At 75.1% G+C, this 12,133-nt stretch carries 11 protein-coding genes; 2 read left to right on the top strand and 9 right to left on the bottom strand.

Annotated features, from left to right (window positions below; translation table 11 throughout):
• Positions 1 to 470 precede the first annotated feature (470 nt).
• A complete protein-coding gene (locus tag ABZ840_RS34715; RefSeq protein ID WP_361567056.1) occupies positions 471 to 1,595 on the bottom strand; it encodes a glycerate kinase in 1,125 nt (374 codons plus the stop codon).
• Between the two features lie 272 nt (positions 1,596 to 1,867).
• Here ABZ840_RS34715 and ABZ840_RS34710 point away from each other — a divergent pair, with 272 nt between their 5' ends.
• Positions 1,868 to 2,971: an ADP-ribosylglycohydrolase family protein gene (locus ABZ840_RS34710; protein ID WP_361567053.1), complete on the top strand. Its 1,104-nt coding sequence runs from the start codon at positions 1,868 to 1,870 to the stop codon at positions 2,969 to 2,971.
• A gap of 10 nt (positions 2,972 to 2,981) precedes the next feature.
• Here the strand turns inward: ABZ840_RS34710 and ABZ840_RS34705 are convergent, their stop codons facing one another.
• Positions 2,982 to 3,194 carry a hypothetical protein gene (locus tag ABZ840_RS34705; protein ID WP_361567036.1) on the bottom strand — a complete coding sequence of 71 codons (213 nt, stop codon included), beginning with the start codon at positions 3,192 to 3,194 and terminating at the stop codon, positions 2,982 to 2,984.
• 75 nt (positions 3,195 to 3,269) lie between these two features.
• Here ABZ840_RS34705 and ABZ840_RS34700 point away from each other — a divergent pair, with 75 nt between their 5' ends.
• Positions 3,270 to 3,767, top strand: coding sequence for an NUDIX hydrolase (locus tag ABZ840_RS34700; RefSeq protein WP_361567033.1), 498 nt, complete (start codon positions 3,270 to 3,272; stop codon positions 3,765 to 3,767).
• Positions 3,768 to 3,826: 59 nt separating this feature from the next.
• Here ABZ840_RS34700 and ABZ840_RS34695 read toward each other — a convergent pair whose 3' ends face one another.
• From ABZ840_RS34695 to ABZ840_RS34665, 7 genes are all read right to left on the bottom strand, one after another.
• Positions 3,827 to 4,342, bottom strand: a complete 516-nt coding sequence (locus tag ABZ840_RS34695; RefSeq protein ID WP_361567030.1) for a methylated-DNA--[protein]-cysteine S-methyltransferase — start codon at positions 4,340 to 4,342, stop codon at positions 3,827 to 3,829.
• A gap of 10 nt (positions 4,343 to 4,352) precedes the next feature.
• Complete coding sequence (locus ABZ840_RS34690) at positions 4,353 to 5,861, bottom strand: DNA-3-methyladenine glycosylase 2 family protein (protein WP_361567027.1); 1,509 nt, start codon at positions 5,859 to 5,861, stop codon at positions 4,353 to 4,355.
• Between the two features lie 163 nt (positions 5,862 to 6,024).
• A complete protein-coding gene (locus tag ABZ840_RS34685) occupies positions 6,025 to 6,579 on the bottom strand; it encodes an O-acetyl-ADP-ribose deacetylase (RefSeq protein ID WP_361567024.1) in 555 nt (184 codons plus the stop codon).
• A 51-nt stretch (positions 6,580 to 6,630) separates the two neighbouring features.
• A complete protein-coding gene (locus ABZ840_RS34680; protein ID WP_361567021.1) occupies positions 6,631 to 8,043 on the bottom strand; it encodes an NAD(P)/FAD-dependent oxidoreductase in 1,413 nt (470 codons plus the stop codon).
• Between the two features lie 48 nt (positions 8,044 to 8,091).
• Positions 8,092 to 8,928: an inositol monophosphatase family protein gene (locus ABZ840_RS34675; protein ID WP_361567050.1), complete on the bottom strand. Its 837-nt coding sequence runs from the start codon at positions 8,926 to 8,928 to the stop codon at positions 8,092 to 8,094.
• Between the two features lie 254 nt (positions 8,929 to 9,182).
• Positions 9,183 to 11,057, bottom strand: a complete 1,875-nt coding sequence (locus tag ABZ840_RS34670) for a gamma-glutamyltransferase (RefSeq protein ID WP_361567019.1) — start codon at positions 11,055 to 11,057, stop codon at positions 9,183 to 9,185.
• A gap of 86 nt (positions 11,058 to 11,143) precedes the next feature.
• On the bottom strand, positions 11,144 to 12,067 hold the full coding sequence (locus tag ABZ840_RS34665; protein WP_361567047.1) for an oligopeptide/dipeptide ABC transporter ATP-binding protein: 924 nt from the start codon (positions 12,065 to 12,067) through the stop codon (positions 11,144 to 11,146).
• Positions 12,068 to 12,133 lie beyond the last annotated feature (66 nt).

Below are 12,133 nucleotides of genomic sequence, written 5' to 3'. Positions count from 1 at the left end.
TCGTACAGCGCGGAGGCCATGCCCACCGGGGCGCTGTCGGCCCGCTTGGTGCGCTCGAAATTCACCAGGTTGGCGAACCTTGGGTTCGTACCGGGCCTCCGGCGTTGCGGGGGGCCGCCGCGGAGCGGCGCCCCAGGGGCGCGGGGAACTGCGCGAGCAACCAGGGCGGCGCGGCAGCGGGCCGGTGAGCGGGGCAGCGGGGCGGCCCCGTCGGGCCGGTGGCCCCGTGCCGGAGCACGCGGGCCGGGCGCGCAGTTCCCCGCGCCCCTGCCGGGGCTCCGCTCCTCAATCGCCGGAGGGGCTTGATTTTGCCGAGGGCGGCATACCAAGCCCGTCCGGCGTTTGAGGACGAGCCCGGAGGGCGATCCTGGGGGCCAGGGGCGCAGCCCCGGTTTCGGGAAGGGGCGGGTCCGGGGCCTTGTCGCCGAGGCGCGCCACGATGGCGGCGCGCCCGGAAGCGGAAGCGACTGCTACGCCAGAAAGTCGCGCGCCAGGGACTCCGCCGCCTGCTCCAGGAGGGGCCCGGCTTGGGCCATGGACCGGGCCGGGTCCGGCTCCAGGGCCGTCAGAGGGTACGCGCGTTCGATGCCCGCCTGGAGCAGCGCCGAGGGCGGCAGGAGGAGCCGGCCGCAGACGGCCACGACGGTCAGCCCGCGGGCGCGCGCCGCGGCCGCCACGCCCGCCGGCGCCTTCCCGTGCAGCGTCTGCTCGTCCAGCGAGCCCTCGCCGGTGATGACGAACGTGGCCCGCTCCAGCGCCGGCCCGAAGCCGAGCACGTCGAGCATGACGTCGATGCCGGGCCGGAACTCCGCGCCCAGCCCCACCAGCGCGCCGTACCCGATACCACCCGCGGCCCCCGCACCGGGCGCCACCGCGTACTCGGCGGCCTTCGGCCCCACCGCCGCCTCCAGCACCTTCGCGTAGTGCGCCAGCGCCGCGTCCAGCGTGGCGACGTCCGCCTCACTGGCGCCCTTCTGCGGGCCGTAGACGGCGGGCGCGCCCTTCGGGCCGGTCAGCGGGTTGTCCACGTCGCTGGCCAGCACGATCTCGGTGGTGGCCAGCCGTGGGTCGAGCCCGCTGAGGTCGGCGGTGGCCAGGCCCGCGAGGGGCCCGCCGCCCGGTGCGACCGGCTCTCCGGAGCGGTCCAGGAAGCGCGCGCCGAGCGCGGCTAGCATGCCGGCGCCGCCGTCGTTCGTGGCGCTGCCGCCGACGCCGAAGACGACGCTGCGCGCGCCCGCGTCCAGCGCGGCGAGCAGCAGCTCTCCGGTGCCGTACGTGGTGGCCGTGAGCGGCGCGAAGACGCCGTCCGGGAGGTGTTGAAGGCCGGACGCCTCGGCCATCTCCACCACGGCCGTGCCGTCGGCGCGCAGCGCGAACGTGGCCGTGACGGGCTCCCCGGTCGGCCCGGTGACCCGCGCTTCGTGCCGGGTGAAGCCGGCCGCCAGCGCCGCCGCGACCGTGCCGTCGCCGCCGTCGGCGACCGGGACCGCCGCCACGGACAGCCCCGGTACGGCACGCCGCAGACCGGCCGTGACGTGCTCGGCGACCTGGACGGCCGTCAGCGAGCCCTTGAACTTGTCCGCGGCGATCAGCACGTGTGCTGCCGGCGTCCCTGTCGTTGCTGCGTCCACGTCCGCCACCCTGACTCCCCTTGCCGTCGAACTGCCGTCGCGCCGCTGTGACCCTATCCGGCGGTGGACGGGGAGAACAGAGACGACGAGCAAGTTTTCCACGAAGCGGATTTACTTTTCCACTTCCAGTACGGATGTACGGTACCCCGCGCGTGGCCCCGGCGTCCCGGTTCGGCGCGTTCGGGTCCGCGCGCACCCCCGCGGACTTCGGTACACCTGAAGGCATGACTGAAGGCATGACGCCGTCGCACAGCAGTGCCTCTCCCACCGCTCGGCGGCCCGGCCTCGCCGACCGGATCCACGGCGGCTGGCTCGGCCGGATCGCCGGGAACATGCTCGGGAAGCCCGTCGAGCAGGGCGAGCGCTGGACCCGCGAGCGCATCGACCACTACCTGCGCCGCGCCGACGCGCTGCCGCTCACCGACTACCTGCCCCCGCCGCCGGGCGCCGAGGACGCCGCGGACCTGCGCCCGGAGTGGCGCCAGTGCGTACGCGGCCGGATCGACGGCAGCTGCCGGGACGACGACATCGACTACTCGGTCCTGGTCCTGGAGCTGCTGGAGACCCACGGCACGGACTTCACCACCGAACAGCTCGGCACCCTCTGGCTGAGCCGGCTGCCGTACCTGCAGACCTTCACCGCCGAGCGCGCCACGTACCGCAATCTCGCCGCCGGCATCCAGTCCCCGCTGGCCGCCACCACCGACAATCCGTACCAGGAGTGGATCGGCGCGCTGATCAGGGCGGACGTGTACGGCTGGGTGTCACCGGGGCAGCCGCGCCGGGCGGCCGCGCTGGCCCGCAGGGACGCGGTCCTCTCGCACACCGGCAACGGCGTGTACGGCGCGATGTGGGCGGCCGCGCTGATCGCCGCGGCGTTCGAGGCGAGCGGCCCGCGCGAGGCCGTCGAGGCGGCGCTGGCCCGCATCCCGGCGAGCAGCCGGCTGGCCCGTACGGTCCGGCACACCGTGGCGCTGTACGACGCGGGAGTCGGCTGGGCCGACACACTCACCGAGATGGCGCGCGAGGTCGGCCACCTGCACTGGATCCACGTCGTCCCGAACGCCGCCGTGCTCACCGCCGGACTGCTCCACGGCGAGGGCGACTTCACCTCGACGATCGCGCTGACCGTACGCGGCGGCCTGGACACCGACTCCAACGGCGCGACGGCCGGCTCGGTGGCGGGCGTGCTGTGCGGCGCCGAAGCGATCCCGGACCAGTGGACCGCACCGCTCCACGACCGCGTACGCACCGCCGTCTTCGGCTTCGACGGCGCGCGGATCAGCGAACTCGCGGCACGGACGTACCGGCTGGCGGCCGCCGGCGGGGCGGCGGAGTGACGTCCGGCCCTCAACTCGCCGGTTCGGTCTGGTGATACGTCTGGTGGGCGGTGCGGCCGTCCGACGTGGTGCTGATGTGCTCCAGCACGTCCTCCAGCAGGTCCACGTCGCCGGTGCTGACCAACGGTCCGGTGCTCGGGCCGTTGACGACGTGCGGCGCGGCACCGCCCGTCACGGCGACCGCCGCCGCCAGGCCGAATGCCGCATACGCCGGGCGTCTCATGAATGCTCCGTCCATGGGTACGGGTGGGACCCATGGTGCCAACTGCGCACCCCGCAGTGGCGTTAGGCTCGCGGAGTGACCTTGGATTACGCCGCATACATCGCCAGCCTGCCCCGGGTCCTCGCCGGCGCGGGCACCGTCTTCCGTGCCGCGGACGGCCGCGTCCTGCTCGTCGAGCCCAACTACCGCGACACCTGGGTCCTGCCCGGCGGGACGGTGGAGTCCGACCAGGACGAGTCGCCGCGGCAGGCGGCCCGCCGGGAGACCGCCGAGGAGATCGGGCTGGACCTCGAACCCGGCCCACTGCTGGTCGTCGACTGGGTGCGCGGGCCGCAGCGTCCGCCGCTGGTGTCGTACCTCTTCGACGGCGGAGTGCTGGACGAGGAGCAGTTCGCCGCGATCCGCCTCCAGGAGGAGGAGCTGCTCTCCTGGCGCCTGGTGGCCCCGGAGGAGCTGGACTCGTACGTGGACGCGCGGATGGCGCTGCGGCTCGGCGCCGCGCTCCGGGCCCTCGCGGACGGCCGCGGCCCGGCCGAACTGGAGGACGGCGTACCGCCGCAGCGCTCGGCGTAGGCCGCGCGGCCGCCGTCGGACGGCGACCGCGCCCGCGCCGACGAGGATCCCTCCCCGCTTCAGACCAGGGTCCCTCCCCGCTCGAAGTCCAGCAGGTGGCGCTTGCGTTCCAGGCCGCCGCCGTAGCCGGTCAGGTCGCCGCCGGTGCCGACGACGCGGTGGCAGGGGACGATGATCCCGACCGGGTTCTTGCCGTTGGCCAGCCCCACGGCGCGGGCCGCCGACGGCTTGCCGAGCCGGTCGGCCAGCGCGCCGTACGAGACGGTCGCGCCGTACGGGATCTCGCGCAGCGCCGCCCACACGCGCTGCTGGAACGGCGTGCCGTCGAGGCGGAGCGGCAGGTCGAAGACGGTCAGTTCACCGGCGAAGTAGGCGCGGAGCTGCGCGATCGTGGTGGCGAAGGGCTCGGTACCGGGCTCCTCCGGGTGCCCGAAGGACTCCTGCGGCGGCCGGTGCCGCTGGTCGGTCATGTACAGGCCGGTGAGCATGCCGTCCCGGGCGACCAGGGTGAGCGGCCCGACCGGCGTGCCGGTCATGACGGTGTGCGTGGGCGCGGACAGGGTGCTGACAGACATGGTGCTTCCCTCAGTCGGCGGGGAGGTGGTTGATCGGGTGGTCGTCGGTGGCCCAGAGGTACTGGACCGCGTAGGCGCGCCAGGGACGCCAGGCGGCGGCCCGGGCTTGCAGCGCTGCGGGTGTGCCGGGCAGCCCCAGGCCCTGCGCCGCGCGGCGCACGCCGAGGTCGGTGGCGGTGAACGCGTCGGGGTCGCCGAGCGCCCGCATCGCGATGCACTCGACGGTCCAGGGACCGAAGCCGGGCAACGCGGCGAGGGCGGCTCGAGCCTGCTCGCGGTCGCCGCCGGGCCCGAGTTGCAGTTCTCCGGCGGCCAGCGCGGCGATCAGGCCGGTGAGCGTGGCACGCCGGGTACGGGGCATCGCGAGCGTCTCCGGGTCGAGCCCGGCCAGCGCTGCGGGGCTCGGGAAGAGGTGGGTGAGCCCGCCCTCGGCGTCGTCGATCCGCTCCCCGTGGGCGGCGGTCAGCCGGCCCGCGTGCGTACGGGCCGCGGCCGTCGAGACCTGCTGCCCGATCACCGCGCGTACGGCGAACTCGTCGGCGTCCACGGTGCGCGGCACCCGCCGCCCGGGCGCCTTCGCGACGAGCGGCGCCAGCACCGGGTCCTGCGCCAGCAGCCCGTCCACCGCTTCGGGGTCGGCGTCCAGGTCGAGCATCCGCCGGCAGCGCGCGATGGCGCCCGCGAGGTCCCGCAGGTCGGTCAGGGACAGCCGGCAGTCGATGTGGTCGGGGCGCGGGGTGAGCGCCACGATGCCGTGCCCGTACGGGAGGCGCAGAGTGCGGCGGTAGGCGCCGTCCCGCCACTCCTCCACGCCGGGTACGGCCGTGGCGGCGAGGTGCCCGAAGAGGTTGTCCGGGCACAGCGGCTTACGGAAGGGGAGGCGGAGGGTGAGCGTGGTCGGGGCCGGGGAGTCCGCCGCCCCGGGCTGCGGGCCCTGCGCGGCGGCCGGGCGCGCGGGCCGTACCCGCTGCCGCAGCTCGCTCGGCGACAGCGCGAAGACCTCCCGCACGGTGTCGTTGAACGTACGGATGCTGGCGAACCCCGCGGCGAACGCGATCTCCGCCATCGGCAGCGCGGTGGTCTCGATGAGCAGCCGCGCGGTCTGGGCGCGCTGGGCCCGCGCGAGGGCGAGCGGCCCGGCGCCCAGCTCGGCCAGCAGCTGGCGCTCGACCTGCCGCGGGCTGTACCCGAGGCGCGCGGCCAGGCCCGGTACCCCGTCCCGGTCCACGACCCCGTCGCCGATCAGCCGCATCGCCCGCGCGACCAGGTCGGCGCGCTCGTCCCACTGCGGTGAGCCGGGCGCCGCGTCCGGCCGGCACCGCTTGCACGCCCGGAACCCGGCCTGCTGCGCGGCCGCTGCGCTCGGGTAGAAGCGCATGTTCGCCGGCTTGGGCGGGGCCACCGGGCAGCTGGGCCGGCAGTAGATCTTCGTCGTGGTGACGGCGGTGAAGAACCACCCGTCGAAACGGGCGTCCTTGGACTGCACGGCGCGTACGCACCGCTCGGTGTCGGTGTGCATACGTCAAGGATTCCGCAGGCGGCGACGGGTGGCTGGCGAAAATCCGACATGGACGTGAGCGCCGGACACCGCTCTGTGCCACCGATTCGGCGCCGCCGTCTCCGGTGCTCCCCGGCGTGGCGTCACCCGTCCGGCGCCGCCGTCCCCAACGCCCGGCGTGCCGTCACCCCTCCAGCGCCGCCGCGAACGCCTCGCGCGCCCGCTCGTCGAACACGACGAACCGCACCTCGTCGAACGGCCCGGTGCCACCGGCAAACGCTTCCCGCACGGCCCGGACCGCGACCCGCGCCCCGTCGTCCAGCGGCCAGCCGTACACCCCCGTCGAGATCGCGGGGAACGCCACCGTCCGCGCGCCCAGCCCGGCCGCCACCCCCAACGACTCCCGGTAGCAGGAGGCGAGCACCGCCGACCGGTCCTCCTCCCGCGAGTACACGGGCCCCACCGTGTGCACCACCCACCGCGCCGGCAGCTCCCCCGCCGTGGTGGCCACCGCCTGCCCGGTCGGCAGCCCACGCCCGTACCGGGAAGCCCGCAGCGCCCGGCACTCCTCCAGGATCCGCGGCCCGCCCTTCCGATGGATCGCCCCGTCCACTCCCCCACCGCCCAGCAGCGAGGAGTTGGCCGCATTCACCACCACGTCCACGTCCTGCTCGGTGATGTCCCCCAGAACGAGCGACAACCGCCCGCCCTCGTCGTACGTGCCTTCGGTCTTACTCATGGGGGCATCATGGCGCAGCGGACGCGCCCGCCGCAGGCCGCGGGGCTCCCGTTACCGCCGCGTCTCCCTGATGCGGCGCCAGGCCGCCCGGGCCGCGTTGTGGCCGCACATGCCGTGGACGCCGCCGCCCGGTGGGGTGGCGGAGGAGCAGAGGAAGACGGCGGGGTGGGAGGTGGCGTACGGGATGCGGCGGGGCTTGGGGCGGAACAGGGTCTGGAGGCCGGAGAAGGAGCCGACGCCGATGTCGCCGCCGACGTAGTTGGCGTTGCGTGCGGCCAGTTCGGGCGGGCCGGCGGTCGCGCGGGCCAGGACGAGGTCGCGGAAGCCGGGGGCGAAGCGTTCCAGCTGGGCTTCGACGGCGTCGGTGAGGTTGCCCGTCCAGCCGTTCGGGGCGTGGCCGTACGCCCAGAAGGTGTGCTTGCCCTCGGGGGCGCGGCTCGGGTCGGTCAGGGTCGGCTGCGAGGTGATGAGGAAGGGGCGTTCGGGGGCGCGGCCCTGGTGGACCTCGCGCAGGGCCAGGCCGATGTCGCCCGCGGTCGGGCCGACATGGACCGTGCCGGCGCGGCGGGCAGCCTCCGAGGTCCAGGGGACGGGGCCGGACAGGGCATAGTCGATCTTGAAGGCGGAGGGGCCGTAGCGGTACCTGCTGAAGGCGTTGCCGAGCCCCGCGATGCGGGCCAGCGCCGTCGGCGAGGTGTCGAAGATGTACGCGCGGGCGGGCGGCAGGTCGTCCAGCCGCTTGACCTCGTAGTCCGTGTGGATCTCGCCGCCCTGGTCGCGCAGGTACCCGGCCAGCGCGTCGGGGACGGCCTGCGAACCGCCGCGCGCGATGGGCCAGCCGTAGGCGTGCGCGGCCAGCACGAAGGTCAGGGCGATGGCGCCGGTGGCGATCCCGCTGAGGGGGTGGATGACGTGGGCCGCGCAGCCGGCGAGGACGGCGCGCGCCTTCTCGTCGCGGAAGCGGCTGTTGAGCACGGTCACCGGGGGGACGCCGGCCAGGCCGAAGCGGGCCAGCGTCACCGGGTCGCGGGGGAACCCCTCCAGGACGCCGCGCATCATGTCCCGCGCGAGCGTGTCCCACTTGCCGCGGAAGGGTTCGACCAGACGGCGGTACGCGCCGGCGTCGCGGACGCCGAGGGACCTCGCGGTCTCGCCCACGGAGCGGGCCAGCACCGCGGCGCTGCCGTCCGGGAAGGGGTGGGCCATGGGGAGTTCGGGGTGCAGCCACTCCAGGCCGTAGCGCTCCAGGGGGAGGGCGCGGAAGGCGGGCGAGCCGATGCCGGTCGGGTGGACGGCCGAGCACGGGTCGTGCCGGAAGCCCGGCAGGGTCAGCTCCTCCGTACGGGCGCCGCCTCCGATGGTGTCCCGGGCCTCGAAGACCTCGACGGACATGCCCCGGCGGGCCAGTTCGACCGCCGCGGTCAGGCCGTTCGGTCCGGCCCCGATCACCACGGCATCGAGCATCGTCGGCACCTGCGCCACTCCCCTCGTGTCGACCCTCGCCGTCGAGGATCAGCCGGCGGCCGCCAGCAGGTCGAGGATACGCCGGGCGGTGGCCGCGTCCCGCGCCGCGGTGAACGGCAGGGTGTTGCCGCCGGATATCCGGAACGGCGCGCCGGAGAGGGTCGCGCTGCTGCCGCCCGCTTCGTGGACGAGCAGCAGGCCCGCCGCGTGGTCCCAGGGGTTCTCCCACGTGAAGGCGATGGCCTCCAGGGTGCCGCGGGCGATGGCGAGGTACTCCAGGCCCGCCGAGCCGCAGGGGCGCGCCGCGATGCCCTCGCAGGCCAGCCCGGACAGTGCCTTCTTCTCCGCGACGGTGGTGAAGTCGTGGTGGGACATGGCGACTTCGAGGGTCTTGCCCTCGTGCGGCGAACCGGAGCGCAGGCGGCGGCCGTTCAGCCGGGCGCCGGCGCCGCGGACCGCGACGGCCATCTCGTCCAGCGCGGGCGCGTACGTCCAGGAGGCCAGCAGCTCGCCGCGGTACGCGAGCGCGACCAGGGTCGCGAAGCCGGGGTCGCCGTGCACGAACTGCCGGGTGCCGTCGACCGGGTCGACGATCCACACGGGCGCGTCGCCGTGCAGCGCCTCCAGGACCGCGGGGTCGGCGTGCACCGCTTCCTCGCCCACCACGGCCGAGCCGGGGAGCAGCGCCTTCAGGGCGGCCGTGAGGTGCTCCTCGGCGCGCCGGTCGGCGATGGTGACCAGGTCGTGCGGGCCGTTCTTCTCGACCACCTCGTGGGCGGCGAGCTGCCGGAAGCGGGGCAGGATCTCCGCCGCCGCTGCCTCCCGGACGGCCTTCTCGACACCGTCCGGGTCGACCGCGGCGAGCACCGCGTCGGCCGTCGTCATGGCGGTCGCGCCGGCCGTCCCGGCCGCCGTCATGTCCGTGCTGTCCGCCCTGTCCGTCCTGTCGTCGTTGTTTGCAGGAATCGCAGGAATTGCTTCGATCATGTCTCCATGGAAACACGGGCCACTGACACGACGGCTGGAATGCAGGTGAACCGCGGGTGAAGCGGCTCGGGCGGCCGGCCGCCGCGCCGGAGCGCGCACGAGCGACGGCCCGCCGCGGCACGGAGGTGCCGGCGGCGGGCCGTCCCGGGGGCTCAGCGCCCGACGGCGTACCCCTGCATGCCACGCGGGTTCGCGCCCGCGGAGAGCACGCCGGTCTCCGGATCGCGGGCGACCGCGCAGAGGCGTCCCTCGGACCAGGCGTCACCCACGGTCACGTCGTGACCACGTGCCCGCAGCCCTTCGACGACCTCGCCGCCGATCCGGGACTCCACGGTCACGCTGCCCGGCCGCATGGCACGCGGGAAGAACGACCCCGGGAAGGAGTCGGTGTGCCAGTTCGGCGCGTCGATGGCCCCCTGGAGGTCCAGCCCGCCGCGCACGGGGACGCGCTCCGCCACGGCCAGGAAGAAGTGCAGCTGCCACTGGTCCTGCTGGTCGCCGCCGGGCGTACCGAAGGCCATCACCGGCACCCCGTCGCGCAGCGCGAGGGACGGCGTGAGGGTGGTGCGGGGGCGGCGGCCCGGGGTGAGGGAGTTCGGCAGTCCCTCCTCCAGCCAGGCCATCTGCAGGCGCGTGCCGAGCGGGAACCCCAGGCCGGGGATCACCGGGTTGGACTGCAGCCAGCCGCCGGAGGGCGTCGCCGAGACCATGTTGCCCCAGCGGTCGACGACGTCGATGTGGCAGGTGTCGCCGCGGGTGGCCCCGCTGCGGTCGACCTCGGGGGCGACGGCGGGCGGGGCCCCTGCCTCCCGTACCGCGGCGCCGGTCCCCTTCGCCACGGTCGGCTCGCCGGCGCCGCTGACCGAGACGCCCAGTGCGTCGAAGCCCTCCGCTCCGGAGGCCACCGCCGCCGCGTGCTTGCTGAGGCGCGGGACGCGGCCCCCGGGGCGGCCGGGACGCAGCTCGTACGAGGCGGTGCCGTCGATCAGCGCCCGGCGCTCGGCGTTGTACTCCGGGGAGAGCAGCGTCTCCACCGGTACCTCGTCGGCGCCGTCCGCGTCGCCGTACCAGGCCTCGCGGTCGGCCATGGCCAGCTTGGTGCCCTCGACGAGGGTGTGGACGTAGTCGGGGCTTCCGGGGGCGGGCAGCTCTTCGGGGAGCAGCGCGAGCTGCTGGAGGAAGGCCGGGCCCTGCGACCAGGCGCCAACCTTGGCGACGGTCCAGCCGTTCCGGTCGTACGTCACCGGCGCCTCGTACGTGGCCCGGAAGGCGGCCAGGTCGTCGCCGGTCAGGGTGCCCGCGTGCCGCTCGCCGGAGGTGTCCATGGCCGGGCGCGCGGCGGACGCCGCCATCGCCTCGCCGATGAAGCCCTCGCGCCAGATCCGGCGGGCCGCGTCGATCTGGGCCTCGCGCCCGGTGCCCGCGGCCCCGGCCTCGCGGATCAGCCGCTCCCAGGTGTCGGCGAGCGGCTGGTTGCGCAGCAGCCCGCCGGGGGCCACGGAACGGCCGCCGGGCAGGTACACCTCGGCCGAGGTCGTCCACTCGTTCTCGAAGAGCTCGCGGACGGTCTCCACGGTCTCGCCGACGCGTTCGACGGCCGGGTGGCCGTGGCGCGCGTACCCGATGGCGTACGACAGGACCTCGGCGAGCGTCTTCGTGCCGTGGTCGCGGAGCAGCACCATCCAGGCGTCGAACGCGCCCGGTACGGCGGCGGCGAGCGGGCCCGTTCCGGGGACGAGGTCGAGGCCGAGGGAGGTGTAGTGCGCGACGGTGGCGCCGGCCGGGGCCGGGCCCTGGCCGCACAGCACCTGTACGGGGCCGTCGGCCGGGGCCAGGATGATCGGGACCTCGCCGGCCGGGCCGTTCAGGTGGGGCTCGACGACGTGCAGCACGAAGCCGGCGGCGACCGCGGCGTCGTAGGCGTTGCCGCCGCCCTCCAGGACCGCCATGGCGGACTGGGACGCCAGCCAGTGGGTGGAGGAGGCCATCCCGAATGTTCCGTTGAGGGTGGGACGGGTGGTGAACAAGCTTGCTCCTGTCGGTGGCTCGGTGCGGGTGATGCGGTGGCGCGCCGGGATCGCCCCCCGGGCTCGTCCTCAAACGCCGGACGGGCTCAATTTGCCAGGTGGCACGCCACCCTCCGGTCCCCCGGCAGCTCCCGCAGTGCGGGGGAATCAGTCCGGCAGCGTTCCACCGCCACCGGGCAGCGGGTGTGGAAGTGGCAGCCCGGGGGCGGGGCGAGGGGGCTCGGGAGGTCGCCGCTGAGGACGATGCGTTCGCGGGTGCGCTGGAGGGCGGGGTCCGGTACCGGGGCCGCGGAGAGGAGCGCCTGCGTGTACGGGTGCAGGGGCTCGGCGAACAGCCCGGCCGTCGGGGCCTCCTCGACGATGCGGCCCAGGTACATCACGGCGATGCGGTCCGCCAGGAACTCCACGGCGGCCAGGTCGTGGGTGATGAACAGGCAGCCGAAGCCGCGGTCCCGCTGGAGGTCGGCGAGGAGGTTGAGGACCGAGGCCTGGACGGAGACGTCCAGCGCGGAGGTCGGCTCGTCGGCGATCAGCAGGTCCGGGCCGACGGAGAGCGCGCGGGCGAGCGAGATGCGCTGGCGCTGGCCTCCGGACAGCTCGTGCGGGTGCCGGTCGGCGTGTTCGGGGCGCAGCCCGACCTGGCCGAGCAGTTCCTCGACGCGGGCCCGCAGGCCGGAGCGCGGGACGAGGCGGTGCAGCCGGAGCGGCTCGGCCACGATCTGCCCGATGGTCATGCGCGGGTCGAGCGAGGAGGACGGGTCCTGGAAGACCAGGTGCATGTCGGTGCGGAGCGGGCGCAGGGCGCGGCGCGACAGGTGGGTGATGTCGGTGCCCTTGAGGGCGACGCTGCCGCCGGTCGGCTCGTCCAGCCGGACCACGCAGCGGCCGACGGTGGACTTGCCGCTGCCGGACTCCCCCACCAGGCCGAGGACTTCGCCGCGTCCGATGGTCAGACTGACGCCGTCCACGGCCCGTACGGTGCCGCCGGAGGTGGTGAAGTGGCGCTCCATGTCGCGCACTTCGAGGACGGGCGCGGCGTCCGCTTCGTGTGCGGAGGTGCCCGGCCCTTCCTCGCG

Source organism: Streptomyces sp. NPDC047117, from assembly GCF_040643545.1.
Taxonomy (GTDB): Bacteria; Actinomycetota; Actinomycetes; order Streptomycetales; family Streptomycetaceae; genus Streptomyces.
This window is presented reverse-complemented; position numbering and strand designations above follow the sequence as displayed.